Source organism: Gordonia spumicola (assembly GCF_009932475.1).
GTDB classification, from domain to species: domain Bacteria; phylum Actinomycetota; class Actinomycetes; order Mycobacteriales; family Mycobacteriaceae; genus Gordonia; species Gordonia spumicola.
Genome location: NZ_BJOV01000005.1, coordinates 1682903 through 1701365, shown reverse-complemented (window position 1 = coordinate 1701365; position 18463 = coordinate 1682903). Strand labels below are relative to the sequence as shown.

Annotated in this window: 17 protein-coding genes; 8 read left to right on the top strand and 9 right to left on the bottom strand. The window is 67.6% G+C overall.

Going from position 1 to position 18463, the window contains the following annotated elements; translation table 11 throughout:
* Nucleotides 1–23: 23 nt before the first annotated feature.
* Together gcvT and GYB83_RS19150 are read left to right on the top strand one after the other, a co-directional pair.
* Nucleotides 24–1133, top strand: a complete 1110-nt coding sequence (gene gcvT / locus GYB83_RS19155; RefSeq protein WP_161896913.1) for a glycine cleavage system aminomethyltransferase GcvT — start codon at nt 24–26, stop codon at nt 1131–1133.
* 49 nt (nt 1134–1182) lie between these two features.
* Nucleotides 1183–2280 (top strand): branched-chain amino acid aminotransferase, encoded by a 1098-nt coding sequence (locus GYB83_RS19150; RefSeq protein WP_161896912.1) that lies wholly within the window; start codon nt 1183–1185, stop codon nt 2278–2280.
* A 69-nt stretch (nt 2281–2349) separates the two neighbouring features.
* Here the strand turns inward: GYB83_RS19150 and GYB83_RS19145 are convergent, their stop codons facing one another.
* The 5 genes from GYB83_RS19145 to GYB83_RS19125 all read right to left on the bottom strand — a co-directional run bounded on the left by GYB83_RS19145 (nt 2350) and on the right by GYB83_RS19125 (nt 6945).
* The gene (locus GYB83_RS19145) at nt 2350–2892 is read right to left on the bottom strand and encodes a hypothetical protein (RefSeq protein ID WP_161896911.1); all 543 of its coding nucleotides are present in this window, start codon (nt 2890–2892) and stop codon (nt 2350–2352) included.
* Between the two features lie 218 nt (nt 2893–3110).
* Nucleotides 3111–3689, bottom strand: a complete 579-nt coding sequence (locus GYB83_RS19140; protein ID WP_161896910.1) for a hypothetical protein — start codon at nt 3687–3689, stop codon at nt 3111–3113.
* 122 nt (nt 3690–3811) lie between these two features.
* On the bottom strand, nt 3812–4558 hold the full coding sequence (locus GYB83_RS19135; protein ID WP_161896909.1) for an adenosylcobinamide-GDP ribazoletransferase: 747 nt from the start codon (nt 4556–4558) through the stop codon (nt 3812–3814).
* Complete coding sequence (gene cobT, locus GYB83_RS19130) at nt 4548–6281, bottom strand: nicotinate-nucleotide--dimethylbenzimidazole phosphoribosyltransferase (RefSeq protein ID WP_161896908.1); 1734 nt, start codon at nt 6279–6281, stop codon at nt 4548–4550. Before cobT ends, GYB83_RS19135 begins: the two co-directional genes overlap by 11 nt.
* 1 nt (nt 6282) lies before the next feature.
* Nucleotides 6283–6945 carry a DUF3043 domain-containing protein gene (locus GYB83_RS19125; protein WP_161896907.1) on the bottom strand — a complete coding sequence of 221 codons (663 nt, stop codon included), beginning with the start codon at nt 6943–6945 and terminating at the stop codon, nt 6283–6285.
* Nucleotides 6946–7005: 60 nt separating this feature from the next.
* Between GYB83_RS19125 and GYB83_RS19120 the strand changes: the two genes are divergently transcribed.
* The 3 genes from GYB83_RS19120 to GYB83_RS19110 all read left to right on the top strand — a co-directional run bounded on the left by GYB83_RS19120 (nt 7006) and on the right by GYB83_RS19110 (nt 9601).
* A complete protein-coding gene (locus tag GYB83_RS19120; protein ID WP_161896906.1) occupies nt 7006–8064 on the top strand; it encodes a glycerate kinase family protein in 1059 nt (352 codons plus the stop codon).
* Nucleotides 8065–8189: 125 nt separating this feature from the next.
* Nucleotides 8190–8540 (top strand): HesB/IscA family protein, encoded by a 351-nt coding sequence (locus GYB83_RS19115; RefSeq protein ID WP_161896905.1) that lies wholly within the window; start codon nt 8190–8192, stop codon nt 8538–8540.
* Nucleotides 8541–8626: 86 nt separating this feature from the next.
* Nucleotides 8627–9601: a carbohydrate kinase family protein gene (locus GYB83_RS19110; protein WP_161896904.1), complete on the top strand. Its 975-nt coding sequence runs from the start codon at nt 8627–8629 to the stop codon at nt 9599–9601.
* Nucleotides 9602–9761: 160 nt separating this feature from the next.
* On the opposite strand, the gene asnB is transcribed toward GYB83_RS19110, so the two are convergent.
* A complete protein-coding gene (gene asnB, locus GYB83_RS19105; protein ID WP_161896903.1) occupies nt 9762–11687 on the bottom strand; it encodes an asparagine synthase (glutamine-hydrolyzing) in 1926 nt (641 codons plus the stop codon).
* A 367-nt stretch (nt 11688–12054) separates the two neighbouring features.
* Between asnB and ctaC the strand changes: the two genes are divergently transcribed.
* From ctaC to GYB83_RS19090, 3 genes are read left to right on the top strand one after another with little or no spacing between them, the layout of a single operon-like run.
* Nucleotides 12055–13149 carry an aa3-type cytochrome oxidase subunit II gene (ctaC, locus tag GYB83_RS19100; RefSeq protein ID WP_161896902.1) on the top strand — a complete coding sequence of 365 codons (1095 nt, stop codon included), beginning with the start codon at nt 12055–12057 and terminating at the stop codon, nt 13147–13149.
* The gene (locus GYB83_RS19095; protein ID WP_161896901.1) at nt 13149–13565 is read left to right on the top strand and encodes a cytochrome c oxidase subunit 4; all 417 of its coding nucleotides are present in this window, start codon (nt 13149–13151) and stop codon (nt 13563–13565) included. The genes ctaC and GYB83_RS19095 overlap by 1 nt, the downstream gene beginning before the upstream one ends.
* A 41-nt stretch (nt 13566–13606) precedes the next feature.
* On the top strand, nt 13607–14137 hold the full coding sequence (locus GYB83_RS19090; protein WP_161896900.1) for a GNAT family N-acetyltransferase: 531 nt from the start codon (nt 13607–13609) through the stop codon (nt 14135–14137).
* Nucleotides 14138–14763: 626 nt separating this feature from the next.
* Here GYB83_RS19090 and qcrB read toward each other — a convergent pair.
* From qcrB to qcrC, 3 genes are read right to left on the bottom strand one after another with little or no spacing between them, the layout of a single operon-like run.
* Nucleotides 14764–16383, bottom strand: coding sequence for a cytochrome bc1 complex cytochrome b subunit (qcrB, locus tag GYB83_RS19085; protein WP_161896899.1), 1620 nt, complete (start codon nt 16381–16383; stop codon nt 14764–14766).
* Nucleotides 16380–17546 (bottom strand): cytochrome bc1 complex Rieske iron-sulfur subunit, encoded by a 1167-nt coding sequence (gene qcrA, locus GYB83_RS19080; RefSeq protein ID WP_161896898.1) that lies wholly within the window; start codon nt 17544–17546, stop codon nt 16380–16382. Before qcrA ends, qcrB begins: the two co-directional genes overlap by 4 nt.
* The gene (gene qcrC, locus GYB83_RS19075; protein ID WP_161896897.1) at nt 17543–18439 is read right to left on the bottom strand and encodes a cytochrome bc1 complex diheme cytochrome c subunit; all 897 of its coding nucleotides are present in this window, start codon (nt 18437–18439) and stop codon (nt 17543–17545) included. The genes qcrA and qcrC overlap by 4 nt, the downstream gene beginning before the upstream one ends.
* Between the last annotated feature and the right edge of the window lie 24 nt (nt 18440–18463).

Below are 18463 nucleotides of genomic sequence, written 5' to 3'. Positions count from 1 at the left end.
TGCCGGGCGATACCGTTACGTGCATGACCGAACTCCTCGCAGGCCCCATCGCCGACCGCCACATCGCCCTCGACGCGTCCTTCGCCGAATTCGGCGGGTGGGACATGCCCGTCTCCTACTCGGGCACCGTCGCCGAGCACACCGCGGTGCGCGAGGCGGTCGGGATCTTCGACGTGAGCCACCTCGGCAAGGCGCTCGTGAAGGGACCGGGCGCGGCCGACTTCGTGAACAGCTGCTTCACCAACGACCTCCGCAAGGTCGGTCCGGGCAAGGCGCAGTACACGATGTGCTGCGACGCCGATGGCGGTGTGGTCGACGACCTGATCACGTATCTCGTCAGCGACGACGAGGTGTTCCTGATCCCGAACGCGTCCAACACGCCCGCGGTCGTCGCCGCGATCACCGCCGTCGCGCCGGAGGGGATCGAGATCACCGACCAGCATCGCGACTACGCGGTGTTCGCCGTTCAGGGACCGAAGTCGACCGACGTCCTCGCGGCGCTCGGACTGCCGACCGAGATGGAGTACATGGCGTTCGCCGACGCCGCGCTCACCGTCGGCGGCGTGGAGCGCACCGTCCGCGTGTGCCGCACCGGCTACACCGGTGAGCACGGCTACGAGATCCTTCCCGGCTGGGACGACGCGGGCCCGGTGTTCGACGCGCTGCTCGCCGAGGTCACCGCCAACGGCGGTCTGCCCGCGGGTCTCGGCGCGCGCGACACGCTCCGCACGGAGATGGGATACGCCCTGCACGGACACGAACTGAGCCTGGACATCACGCCCGTCCAGGCGCGCAGCTCGTGGGCCGTCGGCTGGGACAAGCCGGAGTTCTTCGGGCGCGACGCCCTCGTCGCCGAGAAGGAGGCAGGCCCGGCCCGGCGCCTCTACGGACTGAAGGCGACCGGTCGTGGTGTGCCGCGTGCCGACTGCACCGTCCACCTCGAGGCGGGCGGCGAACAGATCGGCGTCTGCACGTCCGGCACCTTCTCGCCCACGCTCAAGCAGGGCGTCGCGCTCGCGTTCATCGACGCGTCGTCGGGCGTCAAGAAGGGGGCGACGGTCGTCGTCGACGTGCGCGGGCGCGCGCTCGAATGCGAGGTCGTGCTGCCTCCGTTCGTGCAGGGCAACGTCTGACGTCGCCGTCGCTCGAGACCCGGTTGCGGATCAGAGATAGGATCGGTGCATGACCTTGGAGTTCACTCGCACCGAGCATCCGCATCCGGTGTCGGACGGTCGTCGCGCCGAGATCCTCGCCGCGCCGGGCTTCGGCAATCACTTCACCGACCACATGGTGGTCGTCGACTACGACCGTGACCGCGGATGGCACGACGCGAAAGTGACCCCGTACGGCCCGATCGCACTCGATCCGGCGGCGATGGTCCTGCACTACGCTCAGGAGATCTTCGAGGGCCTCAAGGCGTACCGCCAGCCGGACGGCACGATCGCGGCGTTCCGTCCGGAGGCGAACGCCGAGCGGTTCAACACGTCGGCTCGTCGTCTCGCGATGCCGGAGTTCCCGGTGGACGACTTCGTCGGCTCGCTTCGCGCGCTGCTCGACGTCGACAACGCGTGGGTTCCGCCGGCGGGCGGCGAGGAGTCGCTGTACCTGCGTCCGTTCATGTTCGCGACCGAGGCCAGTCTCGGGGTGCGTCCCGCGAACCAGTACCGCTACGTCCTCATCGGCTCGCCCGCCGGAGCGTACTTCCAGGGCGGTCTGAAGCCGGTGAGCGTCTACCTGTGCACGGAGTACGTGCGCGCGTCGCCCGGCGGCACGGGGTCGGCGAAGTTCGGCGGCAACTACGCGGCGTCGCTCCTCGCACAGGCCCAGGCCGCGGAGAAGGGCTGCGACCAGGTGGTCTGGCTCGACGCGATCGAGCACAAGTACATCGAGGAGATGGGCGGGATGAACCTGTTCTTCGTCTTCGGTTCGGGATCGCAGGCTCGCCTCGTCACGCCGGAGCTGAGCGGTTCGCTGCTGCCGGGCGTCACCCGGAAGTCGTTGCTGGCGTTGGCCGCCGACGCCGGATACTCCGTCGAGGAGCGGAAGATCTCGACGAAGGAACTCGCCGACGGCGTCCGTTCGGGCGAGATCACCGAGGTGTTCGCGTGTGGCACGGCCGCGGTCATCACGCCGGTCGGACGCGTGCAGAGCGACACCGACGAGTACACGGTCGGCGACGGAACCACCGGCGAGGTGACTCAGGCCCTCCGCGACACCCTCACCGGGCTTCAACGCGGCACCTTCGCCGACACTCACGGCTGGATGACCCGCCTCAAGTAGGCTCTGCACTTTCGTCCGCCAGTCGTGTCGCGTATGGCGACACGACTGGCGGACGACGTCGTCTGTGGGTCAGGGGAGCAGCGAGCCGAGGCTGCCGGTGTCGAGGCTTCCGTTTCCGCCGGTTCCCGCGGTGCCTTCGACGAGGTAGCCGTCCATGGCGAGCGACAGATCCGAGATGGAAGCCTCCTGGGTCGTGGCGCACTGCTGCAGGACGTAGTAGGAGGTCGAGCCGCCCTTGGCGCCGGTGCTGCCCGACTTGGATGCGTTGACGGCGATTCCGCTTATGTCCGCGGTCCCGAGCTGCTCGGCCGTCAGCTGCGCGATGGCGTCGCTGAAGTCGGTGAGGGGACGATCGCCGCGTTGGTACGCGGTCACGACATCGTCGACCTGAGTCTTCGCGGTGCTCGGGTACAGCGTGAAACCACAGTTGGCGGGCGCTGCTGCTTTGTTGGTGATGCTGACCGTCACCTTGCCGGACACGAGTGAGGCGGTGTGCGGAAACACGGCCGGGTCGCCGCTGGCTGCGGACGCGTGTCCGCCCATGCAGATCGTCGTCGCCATGCCTGCGGCCAGGGCGACGCCGACGAGTGCGGCGCGAGATTGGATTGTCATGTGGTTCTCCAGTCGATGTCAGTGGTGGACGGACTGACCATGACACGGAGCCGGAGCGGAATCGGTCATGACGGGCGACCGAGCGGCAGGATTCAACGTATCGGTCGACGTCGATTGACCTGTACAAATGACAAGGGAGTGCCTCGCGGAGGCCGCGCCGGACGTCGTCCGCCGGCCGTGTCGCGTATCGCTCTCACGACCGGCGGACGAAGCCTGTTTCAGGGCTTCTGCGGGAGGACCGATGCGAGGCTGCCCAGACCCGGTCCGGTCAGGCTTCCGAACGTGTTGTCGGGGTCGGGGGCGGTCGAGGCGATGTCGTAGCTCGACGTCGAGATCTCGAACGTCTCGGTGGCCGGATCGTCGGCGCGGCAGAAGTTGAAGACCACGTAGTCGGACTGTGCGGGCGCGGCCGGTGTGATGGAGCCGGACTTCGTGTCGCCGACGGCGATGTCCTTGACGTCGACCGTTCCCGCGGCCCCGGTCACCTCGGCCTTGGCCGCGGCGAGGTCGGCGTCGTCGGCCACCCTGCGCCACCAGTCGTTGGTGACGGCGACGAGGTTCTTCACGTCGTCCTTCTCGGACGTAGGGTACAGCGTTACCGTGCAGTCGGCCTTCTGGTGGGCCTTGTTGGTGATCGACACGTCGAACACCCCGCTGGTCAGGGTGTCCGTATGCGGATACAGGGCCTCGTCGACGTAGATGGTCTCGTATGCGGATGCCGTGCCGACTCCGATGGACGCCGCCGCACACGCTGCGATGCCGGAGACGAGGAGCGAGGTCCGGAAACGGTTGTTCATGAACTCTCCGTGGGTTGTGGGGGAACTGCCACGTAGAGTCTGTCGCCGCGCCGCGCCGGTGTACTGACCAGTAGAGAATTCGTCTCAACGATGGATTGACAACATCCGATTTGTGCCGCCGTTCAGACGATCAGGAGTACTGCCGCGACGGCCGTCGACAGTTCGACGACGGCGCCGAGGACGTCGCCGCTGACACCGCCCATACGTCGGCGGCAGTGCGCGGTGAACAAGACGGTGAACAGCACGACCGCGGGGACCGCGCAGACGGCCCGCACGCCGAGCGGCCAGGCGGCCCCGAATGCGACGACGGTCCACGCCACCGTCGACCACCGTTGTGTGCCCGCGACGAGGGCTCCGAACCCGTCGGCGTTCGCGGCATCGAGGCCGCGGCGACACCCGTACACGACAGCGACTCGACCCAGCGCCACCGCGAAGACGATCTGCGGCCAGGAATGATCGGCCGACAGAGTCGAGAAGCCGATCGCCTGCACGGCGAGGACCACGGTGAGGGTCGCGGCGCCGAACGGTCCGACGTCGCCGCTGCGCATCACCGCGCGGACACCTTCGGGGTCGCCGTAGCAGCCGAGGCCGTCCGCGGTGTCGGCGAGTCCGTCCAGGTGCATGCCGCGGGTCGACAGCGCCAGCAGCGCGACGACGAGCACCCCGATCAGCAGGTCGGGCAGGCGCGTGAACGACAGCCCGAATGCCGCGCTCGCGGCGACGCAGCCGAGCAACGCCCCGACGACGGGTACGGCGGCGATCGCCGCGCCGCCGGTCCGCCGGTCCATCTCGGCCCGGGGTTGGGGGAGCGGGGCGACGGTCAGCCAGCTGACCGCCACATGCAGGGCGCCGAGCGGGCTAACCGCCATCGCTGACGCCGGCGTCGGCGAATGTCGCCATGTCGATCAACGCGTCGACGGCCGACGAGACGATCGGCAGAGCCGTCAATGCGCCCGTGCCCTCGCCGAGGCGCATCGACATGTCGACGATCGGCTCCAACCCGAGTGTGGTCAACGCGAAGTCGTGCGCGGGCTCGGTCGACCGGTGCCCGGCCCGCCACCAGGCTGCGGCGCCCGGAGCGAGCTGTTCGGCGACCAGCGCCGCGGCCGTCGTGACGACGCCGTCGAGCAGGACCGGCGTCCGGCGGAGCGACGCCTGAGCGAAGAATCCCGCCATCGCCGCCAGATCCGGACCGGCGACCGCCGCCAGCAACGACAACGGCTCGTTGCGGAACCGTCGTCCGTACCGCATGCCGTCGCGGATGGCGGCCGTCTTGCGGATCCAGGTGGCGTCGTCGATACCGGTGCCGCGGCCCACGACGACAACCGGTTCGCGGTCGGCGATGGTGCCGATGAGCACGGCGGCAGGCGTCGTGTTGCCGATGCCCATGTCGCCCGCTATCAGCAGGTCGGCTCCGGAGTCGACGAGGCGGTCGGCGATCGCGCGGCCTGCCGCCAGCGATCGCCGTGCTTGCGCGATCGTCATCGCCTCACCCTTGCGCAGGTCGCCGCTGCCGCGTCGCACCTTGTACGCCGTGGAGGCCTGGTGACCCGAGGGCAGGTCGGCGTCGACCGACAGATCGAAGACATGCACCTTGGCGCCCGCGCGCCGGGCGAGGACGTTGACGGCGGCGCCGCCGGACGCGATGTTGGCGACCATCTGCGCGGTCACCTCGGGTGGGAACGCCGAGACGCCGTCCTTCGCGACACCGTGATCGCCCGCGAAGACGGCCACGGCGGGGGCGACGATCCGATGCGGGGGACACTGATCCTGACACGCGGACACCCAGACGCCCAGATCCTCGAGGACGCCGAGTGCGCCCGGCGGCTTGGTGAGGGTGAGCTGACGGGCACGGGCCGCGTCGGCGGTCGCGGGCGACGGCGGATCGACGGCGGGGAACACCTCGGCGTCGACGCCGTCCGGCAGCGCCGCGCCGACGAACGTCGCGGACGGCGAGATCGCCTCGGGGAACGGCGGAATGTGCACCGGGACGAGGGGAACGGTGGTCCCCGACATCTCGCGGACCGCTGCGGCGGGTTCCGGCTCGTCGGGGACGGACAGGGGGCGGGCGAGCGGGGCGGGCAGCTCGAGCACACGGCCCGCGACCACCAGATGGACGTTCTCACACGCCTGGGCAACGCGGGCGTTGACGGAGCCGATCTCGTCGGCGAAGCGCCGTCCGACCGGTGTCGGCGCGACGACGGACATCCCGACCTCGGGGCTGACGACGACGACGTCGGCGACGTGCTCGGCGATCGCCGAGCACAGATCGTCGACGGCCTCGTCGATCGTTGCGGTCGGATCGTCCCAGGCGTCCGCGTCGTCGAGCAGTCCGGTGACCCACGCGCCGAGATCGTCGATCAACACCGGAGACTCGGGGTCGAGCCGCATCTCGGCGGCCGGATCACGCGTCTCGACAGTCAGGTAACGGTCGCCGCGGCGGGCCTGGTGAGCGTCGACACGGGCTCGCCACGCGGCGTCGTCCGTGAGGCGCCCGGTCGCGAGATAGCGGGGGCGGTCGGCCGAGTCGAGGAGGGCCTCGGCGTGCGCGGACTTGCCCGAACGAGTTCCGCCCAGGACGAGGAACCGCATGTCAGACCTTGTCGCCGGGCTTGGTCTGCGGCTTCGGCGCTCGCATCATCCGCAACTGCATGGCGCGGGTGAAGGCGTACCAACCGAGCCGGAACGGCTTCTCCTGCGTGTCCGGGTAGCGTTCGCGGACCCGCTTGTTGACCATCCGGCCGAGGAACACCGAGTCGATTGCCATGAAGACCACGAACACAAGGAGCACAAGGTTCGCGATCACCGCGAGCTTGGGGACCATGATCGCCACGATCAGGAATACGGCGAACGGCATGAACAGTCCGGCGAAGTTGCGGCGGGAGTCGACGAGGTCACGGGCCATCTTGCGGACCGGTCCCTTGTCGCGGGCCATCAGGTACTTCTCGTCGCCGTCCATCATCTTCTCGCGCTGATCGATGCGCGTCTGGCGGCGTTCGGCGTTGAGGGCCTTGCGGTCCTCCTTGCTCATCGTCTTCTTCAGCGCCTTCTTGCGCTCGCGTGCCTCGGCGCGCGTGGTCGGCGGGGGAGCGGTCGGTCCGCGGCGCTTGTTCTCGGCATCGCGGCGCTTCGGGGTGGGACGGCCCTTGCCGGGGGTGGGGCCGGCCTTCGCCGGGGACTCGTCGACGGCGGGCGCAGCAGACTCCGACACGGCGTCGTCGGTGCTCGTCGCAGCAGGCTTCCAAGGCAACTTCACACCGTCGAGGGTAGGCGATGATCGCCTCGCGTCCACGATCGGGCGCTACTCTGGCGACCCATGGACGCGCGTTCGCTGCATGTCGTGGTCGCACCCGACGAGTTCGGCGGCACACTGTCGGCGGTGGAGGCCGCGCACGCGATCGCCGACGGCTGGCTGTCGGCGCGGCCGGGGGACCGGGTGAGGCTGATTCCGCAGTCGGACGGAGGGCCGGGTTTCGTCGCGGTCCTGGCCGCGGCCGACATCGTCGAGACGACGACGGTCACGGTGGCGGGGCCGCTCGGAGCCAGCGTGGACGCCGCGGTCGGCGTCGCGGCCGACGGAACCGTCTATCTCGAGACGGCGCAGGCGTGCGGCCTCGGTCTCCTCGGCGTGCGGCCGGATCCGTCGACGGCGGTCGCCGCCACCACTCGTGGAGTGGGCATGCTGCTGTCGCACGCGTTGACCTCCGGGGCGTCGCGGATCGTCGTCGGGCTCGGCGGAAGTGCGACGACCGACGGGGGACGCGGAGCGCTCGACGAACTCGGCGGATTGGCGCAGGCTCGTGCCAGGTTCCGGGGCGTGGAGTTGACGGTCGCGTCGGACGTCGACAATCCGTTGCTCGGCCCGGCGGGCGCGGCGGCCGTGTTCGGCCCGCAGAAGGGCGCGGACGAGGCGACCGTCGAACTGCTCGAGGCGCGGCTGGAGGAGTGGGCGCGCGAGCTCGGTACGGCCGACGAGCCGGGAGCCGGCGCGGCAGGCGGGTTGGGCGCGGCGCTCCTGGCGGTCGGCGGCACGAGGAGGTCGGGCGCCGAGCTGGTCGCCGAGGCCACCGGGCGTCGGGAGGCGCTGGCCGCCGCGGACGTGATCGTGACCGGCGAAGGACGCTATGACGCTCAGACTGCGAGAGGCAAGGTGATCGCGGCGCTCGCCGCCCATGCGGGCGGCACGCCGGTGATAGTCCTCGCCGGGCAGGTGGACTCCGATCCCGGGATCGAGGGCGTGACGATGGTGCGTTCGCTCGTCGACGCGGCCGGATCGCTCGACCGGGCTCTCGCCGACGCGTCGACGATCCTGCGATACGTGGCGAGGAGGGCCGCGGCGGAATTCGATCAGAGTCGGGGCGTGATGCGGGAATAGGCGCACAGCGAGTACCGTTGACCGAGTCAGACCGTGCAGCACACGTCGCTCGTCGTGTTCGCGGTTCGACGACAGACGTATCCGGTTCGCTCGTGCAGATGCGGCCGGCGACTTGAGGAGCGCCCATGACCGTTCAGAACGAAACCACCGACACCGGTGTCCTGCTCAGCGATTCCGCGGCAGCCAAGGCCAAGGCCCTGCTCGACCAGGAGGGCCGCGACGATCTCGCACTGCGCATCGCCGTCCAGCCCGGTGGTTGTGCAGGCCTGCGCTACCAGCTGTTCTTCGACGATCGTCAGCTCGACGGTGACATCATCCAGGACTTCGGCGGCGTGAAGCTGGCCGTCGACCGGATGAGCGCACCGTACGTCCAGGGCGCCACGATCGACTTCGTCGACAGCATCGAGAAGCAGGGCTTCACGATCGACAACCCGAACGCGACCGGAAGCTGCGCCTGCGGCGACTCGTTCAACTGACCCCTCCCGACTGAGTAGTCGAGAAGTAGCGGCCGCGATCCCTCCCAGGGATCGCGGCCGTTTGCGTCTGCACTACCGTGAGACAGATGTTCACAGCCGTCTGCGGGTCGCTCGCGACCGATCATCTGATGAAATTCCCCGGCAAGTTCTCCGACCAGCTGGTCGCCGACCAGTTGGAGCACATCTCGCTCAGCTTCCTCGTCGAAGACCTCGTCCTGCACCGTGGAGGTGTGGGCGGGAACATCGCGTACGCGCTCGGCGTCCTCGGCGGCAAGCCGCTTCTCGTCGGAGCGGCCGGGGCCGACTTCGCCGACTACGAGAACTGGCTGACCGACCACGGGGTCGACTGCCGCGGCGTCCGCCGGTCGACGACCAAGCACACCGCCCGTTTCATGTGCACCACCGACGAGACGATGGCTCAGCTCGCCACGTTCTACGCGGGCGCGATGACTGAGGCGGGCGACATCGACCTGCTCGAGGTGATCGCAGGCGGCGACCGTCCCGACGTCGTGCTGATCGGCGCCGACGATCCCGCCGCGATGGTCCGCCACACCGAGGCCTGCCGCACGGCGGGCATCCCGTTCGCGGCCGACCCGTCGCAGCAGCTCGCGCGACTGGACGGCGACACCGCGCGCTCGCTCATCGACGGCGCCGCGTACCTGTTCACCAACGAGTACGAGTGGGGTCTGCTCAAGCAGAAGACCGGCCTGTCGGACGACGCCATCGCCGGCATGGTCGGCGTGCGCGTCACCACGCTCGGGGCGAAGGGCGTCGACATCATCGACACCGACGGCACGGTCACACACGTCGACGTCGTCCCGGTGAACGAGCAGGTCGACCCGACCGGTGTCGGCGACGGCTTCCGCGCGGGCTTCCTGACCGGCCTCGGCAAGGACCTCGGTTTCGAGAGCTCCGCACAGCTCGGCGCGATGGTCGCCACGCTCGTCCTGGAGTCGGACTCGACGCAGGGCTGGACGTGGGACGTCGACGCCGCTCACGCCCGCTTGGCGGGGGCCTACGGTCAAGAATCGGCCGACGTGATCCGCGCCGCGCTCGTTTGACTCTTCGACGCCAGAAGGCGGGGCGAAACACTTTCCTCGGCAGTCCTCGCAGGCTCGCCCTTTGGGGCTCGCGTGCTGCGGAGGGCTCCGAAAGTGTTTCGCCCCGCCTTTCTTCGTCGCGCTGTGTCGTGCGTGGAGCGTCGCTCGTCGGTGGAGTGAGCTACAGGCGAACCGGGTAGTCGTGATCCTCGATCTGCGGATCGACGGTGCCGTCGACGAAGATGCCGTACCAGAGCATGAAGCACAGGACGGTCCAGATGCGGCGGCTGTTGTCGACGTCGCCGCGACGATGCTCCTCGAGCATCTGAATGACGAACGCCTTGTCGAAGATGTGGTCCGTGTCGGAGGTGGAGATCAACTCCCGGGCCCAGTCGTACATCTCGGTGCCCGCGAGCCAGTGACGCAGCGGGACGGGGAAGCCCAGCTTGCGGCGGTGCAGCACGTGCGGCGGCACGATCTGTTCGAGCGCCTTGCGGAGCGCGTACTTCGTGGTGTCGTGGCTGATCTTCTCCTCGAAGGGAAGCTGTTCGGCGACGGCGAACACCTCCTTGTCGAGGAAGGGGACGCGCAGTTCGAGGGAGTGCGCCATGTTGATCTTGTCGGCTTTGACGAGGATGTCGCCGCGCAGCCAGGTGAACAGGTCCAGGTGCTGCATGCGGGTCACCGGGTCCATGCCTTCGCTCATCTCGTAGATGGGCGCGGTGACGTCCTGGTGGGTCCAGTCGGGCCGGAAGTTCCGGAGCGTGGAACGCAGGCGGGCGTCGTCGAAGCTGCGGGCGTTGCCGTAGTAGCGCTCTTCGAGGGACAGCGATCCGCGGTGCAGCAGGCTCTTCCCTCGGGTGCCTTCGGGGATGCGGTCGGAGATCTTGCCCGCGAGGCGGCGGAGACCGGGGGAGAGCTTGTCGAACGACTTGAGCGACAGCGGTTCCTTGTAGATCGTGTAGCCGCCGAACAGTTCGTCCGCGCCTTCGCCGGAGAGGACCACCTTGACGTGCTTGCGGGCCTCGGCCGCCACGAAGTAGAGGGGGACGAGGGCGGGGTCGGCGACCGGGTCGTCGAGGTACCAGATGATCTTGGGGAGGGCGTCGACGAACTCGCGGGGGGAGACGACCTTGACGATGTGTCGTGCGCCGATGGCCTCCGCCGACTCTGCCGCGACGTCGACCTCGGAGTACCCGTCGCGCTCGAATCCCGTGGTGAAGGTGATCAAGTCGGGATTGTGCTGGATCGCGAGGGCCGCGATGGCCGTGGAGTCGATGCCGCCGGACAGGAACGATCCGACAGTCACGTCGGCACGCATGTGCTTGGCGACGGAGTCGCGCAGGACGTCGGCGATCTCGTCGTACCGCTTCTGCTCGCCGCCGACGGCGAACGGCCGAACCGGGAACTTCGGGACGAAGTATCGGGTCACCTCGGGGGCGACGCCGGGCCGCAGGGTCGCGTAGCAGCCCGATTCGAGGCGCGTGATGCTGCGATGCAGCGTTTCGGGTTCGGGGACGTACTGCAGCACCGTGTAGTGCTCGATGGCGCGGTCGTCGAGTTCCTTGTCGAGCTCGAGACGTTCGAGGATCTCCAGGAGGCTCTTCTTCTCGCTGCCGAACGCGGTGCCCCGGTCGCTGGTCGCCAGGAACATCGGCTTGATGCCGAACTGGTCGCGGGCGAGGAACATCTCACGCTTCTCGGTGTCCCAGATGGAGAAGGCGAACATGCCGCGCAGCTTGCGGACCACGTCGGGTCCCCAGTGGTGGAAGCCGGCGACGATCGACTCGCCGTCGCCCTCGGTCCGGAACTGCGTCCCGAACTCGGCGGCCAGCTCCTCGCGGATCTCCAGGTAGTTGTAGATCTCGCCGTTGAAGACGAGCGCGTACCGCTCGGGATTCTCGGTCGGACCCCACCGCAGCGGCTGGTGCGAGTGCTCGATGTCGATGATCGAGAGGCGGTTGAACCCGAAGACGACGTCGTCGTCGTTCCATGTGCCGGGTTCGTCGGGACCGCGGTGACGCATGCAGTGCGCCGCCGACGCGATCAGCTCGGCGTCCGACGCCGCGGTGCCGTCACTGGTGATCATTCCGAGCAAGCCGCACACGCTGGGTGGCCTCATTTCCACGTAGATGGCAGGTCTGACAGCGGGCAGGTCGAATGCTCCCGCGACGCGTCTACTATGCCGCAGAAGCCTCTCCCGGTGCGACATCGTGGCCCTCGGGTGAGGCATGCGACACGGTCGGACGCGTCGTATCCGCAGGTGGAAACCGACTGAGACGGCAACCTCCAACCCCAATCGAGACCAGATGGGCGGGTTGGACTACGCTGCGTAGTTACTAGGTGCAAGAATTGCGTCGAGCAGTGCAACACTCGTGCGCGAAACTTGAAGAACAGCTCCCTGTCAGCAGGAAGGCGTGAAATTGACGAACCGTGGACGGCCGTCTGCGCGACGTGGGGTACCCGCGTCACGCATGATCAAGCGACTCAGTGCCCTCGCGGTCCTGGGTGTCGTCGTGCTGATGACCTCGGGCTGCAGTGCCGAGGAAGCGATGCGCTTCGGTTGGCCGGAAGGCGTGACCAGCGAAGCCAAGGACATGGGCGAATTCTGGACGTGGTCGGTCATCGCCGCCCTCGCCATGGGCGTCCTCGTGTGGGCCCTCATCTTCTGGACCATCACCTTCCACCGTGCGAAGGCCGTCGACTCCGAGGATCAGGAGATCCCGCGTCAGACCGCGTACAACGTGCCGCTGGAACTGGCGTACACCGCGATCCCGTTCGTGCTGATCGCCGTGATGTTCTACTTCACCGTCATCGTCCAGAACAAGGTCGAGACGAAGGAAGACAACCCGGCAGTCGTCGTCGATGTGACGGCGTTCCAGTGGAACTGGAAGTTCGGCTACAACTCGGTCAACGTCGGCGGCAAGCAGCTCGTCGACGCGAAGGACTCGACGAAGGGCACTGCGTTCGATCTGCAGATCCCGAAGTTCCGCGAGCATGACGGCGAGCAGGTCGAGATCAAGGGCGCTGCGGGCGGCCGTTCGAACGAAGAGCGCAAGTACCTGTCGTTCGACAAGATCGAGACCCTCGGATCGTCGTCCGAGATCCCGATCCTGGTGCTTCCGACGAACACCCGCATCCAGTTCGATCTCGCGGCCGCCGACGTCGTCCACTCGTTCTGGGTTCCCGAGTTCCTCTTCAAGCGCGACGTGATGCCGTTCCCTGAGCAGAACCACACGGATTCGTCGTTCCAGATCAGTGGCATCGACCGTGAGGGCGCCTTCGTCGGACGTTGCGCCGAGATGTGCGGCACGTACCACGCGATGATGAACTTCGAGGTCCGCGCCGTGAGCCCGCAGGTGTTCGCGCAGTACATCAACTACCGCAATGCGAATCCGGACGCCTCGAACTCGGATGCTCTGCAGGCCGTGTGCCAGCAGCCGCGCTCGGTGACGACCGTTCCGTTCGACACGCGCCGCGTCTCGAACGGCACCACGCCGGACAACCTCGGCGACGCCAACAACACTGCTCTGGCCGGATGCACCCCGGCCAAGGAGGCTACGAACTGATGAAGATCGAAGCACGTCTCTTTGAGGTCCTCGCAGTCTTCTTCATCCTGATGGGTGTGATCTACGCGGTCTGCACGTTCTACTTCCGGACCGGTGTCGAATGGGCAGGCGTGACCTGCATGTTCTTCGCGGGCGGCCTGGCTCTGATCGCCGGAACGTACTTCCGGTTCGTCGCACGTCGCGTCGAGATCCGTCCCGAGGACTACGACGACGCCGAGATCGAGGACGGCGCCGGTGAACTGGGCTTCTTCAGCCCGCACAGCTACTGGCCCATCGCGATCGCCGCGGGCGCGTCGCTCTTCGCGATCGGTTTCGCGACCGGCAACTTCTGGTTCTCGATCACCATGGTCGCCGTGATCCTCGCCGCAGTCGCGGGCCTCGTGTTCGAGTACCACGTGGGACCCGAGAAGCACTGACGCACAACGCATCACCTGACGAAGCCGCACCCGACTACCGGGTGCGGCTTCGTCATACCCACGAGTTGTCGGCCGAGGAGAGATCGGCGCTCCTGACGTTCCTGTACGAGGCGTTCGACGGGGACTTCGCCGACTCGGACTTCGACCACGCGCTCGGCGGTGTCCACGTGTTCGCGGAGGACGAGTCCGGGATCGTCGGTCATGCGTCCGTGGTGCAACGCCAGATGATGGTGGGCGACACCGTGCTCCGCGCGGGCTACGTCGAGGCGGTCGCGGTCGCCGCGCGAATGCGCCGTCGAGGGATGGGCGACACCCTGATGACGCACGTCTACGGCATCGTCGTCGGGGCCTACGATCTGGGCGTGCTGGGGGCGTCGGACGACGGTATGCCCCTCTATCTCCGCCGCGGCTGGACGCCGTGGACGGGACCGCTGGGTGCGTTGACACCGGATGGTCTGACGATGACCCCGGACGACGAGGGTGCGATCCTCGTCCTCACGACCGGACTCGGCGCCGACGTGGACAGTTCGACCCGCCTCGTGTGCGACTGGCGGTCCGGCGACCTCTGGTGATCGCGGGAATGCTGGTGGTGCCCGGTTTCGACACGGCCCTGCGCTACCGCTCCGTTCCGGCTCAACCACCGCGTCGGGGCTGTTCAATCGCGATGTGTGGGGGATGTCCGCGGGTCTGTTCGGGGTGGTTGAGCCGACTCCGAGGCGCCAGCCGAGGCGTCGTGTCGAAACCGGGTGAGTTCCGCTGGGTCTGATCCGAGGGCGCTATCGCCAATGCTGTTCGGTTAGGGAGTTGACCTGCGTGCGGACCCCGGGCGCGAGCCCTTCGATCCGCCCGGACGTGCTATCGGCATCTGGCGGGCGAGGCCGGGGTCGATCTGTTCCGGCGAATGATCGCGGCCGGCTGGATCAGTTGTTCACTCTCGGTTGGCTGGTGCGCGGCCGCATCCCGCGGACTGTCCGAGTGACGGCCGACGGCGAGATCGGTCTGCAAGCTCCTGCCCGAGTCATCTGTCTCCACATTCAGTAGCGTCACGTCTACCCGAGGGCGATCTTCCCTCGGGCTCCAATCTCAGTACTGAGATTGGAGCCCCGGACCGGTCCGGGGTAGGGGAGAGGGGTCCGGAGACACGAGAGAGGCCGCCTCGCGGATGCGAGGCGGCCTCTGCCGGTGGAACTGTGAGCCGTCAGGCGAGCGGGTTGCCGCCCTTCTCCTGAAGCTCGGTGAGCGCCTTCTTCTCGGCCTCGTGCTGGTCGTGAGCGACGCGACGGTTGATCGCCTGCTCCTCGGCCGAGTCGGGGACGAGAACCGTGCCGGAGCCGGGGGCGCCTGCCGAGCCGAGCTTGTTCATGCGCTTCGGCAGGGCTGCACCCTCGTAGGGCAGCGGGATCGGGTGGCCGTGATCGTCGACCGGTCCGAGCGGCTGGTGGATCTCGATGTACTCGCCCTTGGGCTGACGACGGATGATGCCCGTCTCGATGCCGTGGGAGAGGACGTCGCGGTCGCTGCGCTGCAGAGACAGTGCCCAGCGGTACGTGATGAAGTACACCAGCGGCGGCAGGACGATCAGTCCGATGCGGCCCATCCACGTCGTCGCGTTCAGCGAGATGTGGAACTTCAGGGCGATGATGTCGTTCATGCACATCAGCGTCAGGATGATGTAGAACGTCAGTGCCATCGCGCCGGTGGCCGTGCGCACCGGGGTGTCGCGCGGACGCTGCAGCAGGTTGTGGTGAGCGTCGTCGCCGGTGAGCTTCTTCTCGATCCACGGGTACGCGACCAGGAGAGTGATCACGACGCCGATCACGACGACGACCCAGAAGATGGCCGGGATCGTGTAGTGGCCGAGGTAGAGCTCCCACGGAGGCATCAGTCGAGCGAAGCCGTCCGTCCACATCATGTAGATGTCGGGCTGCGAACCCGCCGAGACCTGCGCCGGGTTGTACGGGCCGATGTTCCAGACCGGGTTGATCTGGAAGATGCCAGCCATGACGGCGAGGACGCCGAACACGATCGCGAAGAAGGCACCGCCCTTGGCGGCGAACATCGGGAGGATGCGGACGCCGACGACGTTCTTCTCGGTGCGGCCGGGGCCGGGGAACTGCGTGTGCTTCTGGTACCAGACGAGCGCCAGGTGAGCGCCGATCAGGGCCAGGATGATGGCCGGGAACAGCAGAACGTGCAGCACGTACAGGCGCGGGATGATGATGTCGCCGGGGAAGTCTCCGCCGAACAGCGCCCAGTGGACCCAGGTGCCGACGAGCGGAATGCCCAGGACGATGCCCGACATGGCGGCGCGGACGCCCGTTCCCGACAGGAGATCGTCGGGGAGCGAGTAGCCGAAGAAGCCCTCGAACATCGCCAGCAGCAGCAGGAAGCAGCCGATGACCCAGTTCGCCTCACGCGGACGACGGAACGCGCCGGTGAAGAAGATGCGCATCATGTGCAGGATGATCGACGCCGCGAACAGCAGCGCTGCCCAGTGGTGGATCTGGCGGACGAACAGGCCTCCGCGGACCTCGAACGAGAGGTTCAGCGTGGTCTCGTACGCGCGGCTCATGGTGACGCCGTTGAGCGGCTGGTACGCACCGTCGTACACGACGTGCGCCATCGACGGGTCGAAGAAGAACGTGAGGTAGACGCCCGACAGCAGCAGGATGACGAAGCTGTACAGCGAGACCTCGCCCAGCATGAACGACCAGTGCGTGGGGAAGACCTTGTTGATCTGGCGGCGCATGCCCGCGGCCAGGTGATACCTCGAGTCGATCTCTTCTGCCTGCGTGGCGAGGCGATCGGCGATCGTCATGACTTACGCTCCCAGAATGCCGGTCCGACGGGCTCGATGAAGTCGCCGCCGTTGATCTTGGTGTTGGCGACCATGTAGCCCTGGTTGTTGACAGAGATAGGCAGCTGAGCGAGTGCACGGGCAGCGGGACCGAAGACCGGCTTGCCGTACTCGAGCGCGTTGAACTGCGACTGGTGGCAGGGGCACAGGATGCGCTGCGTCTGCTGTTCGTACAGCGACGTCGGGCAACCGAGGTGGCTGCAGACCTTCGTGTAGGCGTAGTACTCGCCGAAGTTGAAGTCTTCCTGGCCCTTGCGCTTGATGACCTTGGCGTTGTCCTCGGGGCGCAGACGGATCAGCATCACCGGGTTGCGGACGGCACGCAGGCCTTCGAGCAGCTTGTGACGGGAGTGCTCGGTCTCGCCGTAGCCGTCCGAGACGCGCCACGGGAACACGGTCTCCATCGCGCCCGCGTCGAGATCTTCCGGCCGGACCAGGACGACCTGGTACGGGTTGCCGGTGTCGCGACGGAGGAAGACGGTCTCGCCGGGCCTCGTGTTGTTGAGCGTCGACCAGCCCGAGTGCCACAGTTCGGAGTTCTCGCGCTTGGCCCACGGGTTCTTGATGAATCCGCCGATGGCTGCGACGCCGGCCGAGAGGCCGATGGCTCCGAGACCGAAGACTGCCGAACCGATGATCACCTTGCGGCGGGGGAGCGTGCTGGTCTGCAGCGTGTCGTTGAGTTCAGCGACGATCGTCTGCTTGTCGACCTCGGACGATCCGCCGTCGTGACGGTCCTGCACCGAGATCTCGGACGGGATGAACCGCTTCGAGACCTGGATGACGCCGAAACCGAACGCCAGGATCGCGCCGCCGAACGTGACGCCGAGCAGCGGGGTGTAGAACGTGTACGCCCAGTAGTTCGGATCGTCGGGCATGGCGAATTCCCAGTGATTGAACAGGAAGACGACCAGGCCCGCGAGAGCGAGCACACCCGCGATGGTGAACCATGCGGCGACGGTGAACTCGGCGCGCTTCTCCGCGCGCGTGCCCGGCTCGGGGAAACGCTCGGGGCGGTGGATGATCTCTACACCGTCGAGGTTCGTGCCGAGGCGGACCTTCTCCTCATGGGACATCGCCGCAAGTTCTTCTGCGGACGGGAGGTCCTTATTCGAGTCGCTCAATTTCGTGATCCAATCCACATGGCGCCTGCGACGATGGCCGCTGCGCCGACAACCCACATGGTCAGACCCTCAGAGGCCGGACCGAAACCGCCGAGTCCGAGACCACCGCTGGGATTCGAGGAGTCCGCGTAGCGGATGTAGCCGATGATGTCCTCTTTGTCCTCGACCGACAGCTGCCGGTTGGAGAACTTCGGCATGTTCTGCGGCCCGGTGAGCATCGCCGTGTAGAGCTGCTGCGGGTTCACGTCGGTCAGCGGGGGAGCGAACTTGCCGCCGGACAGGGCGCCGCCACGACCGGTGAAGTTGTGGCACGACGCGCAGTTGAGGCGGAACAGCTCGGAACCGCGACCGAGGTCGGTGCCCTTGAGCTGATCCATCTTGAGCTCGGGGAAGCCGTTCTTGTCGCGCTTGGGCTGGCCGTTCTCGTCGAGGACGTACGCGGCGCGCGGGCCGCCGCCCATCGCCTGGATGTAGGCGCCGAGCTGGTCGATCTGAGCCTCGGTGAACTTGGCGGGCTTGCGCTGCGCCTGCGCCTCGCCGCGGGCGGCGGGCATGCGGCCGGTCGAGACCTGGAAGTAGACGGCGGCGTCGCCGACACCCATCAGCGACGGACCGCGGTCCGGCACGCCTTCGAGGTTGGCGCCGTGGCAGGTGATGCACGAGGTCTCGTACAGCTGCTTGCCGGTCTTGATCAGCGCGACCTGCTTGTCGTCAGCGGTTGCGACCTGCGGCTTCGGGCTGATGAAGCCGGCGATCAGGCCGGTGGCGACGAGGCCGAGGAAGAGGAAGAGGGTGCCGGCGGCACGGCGACGCAGCTTGCGGCGCGACTTGGCGCGCGCTCCCGCATTCTTGGCGTCGCTCGGTTCCGGCGAACTCGGTGGAGATGATCTCATCGGTGACTCTCTACTAAGCGGTTG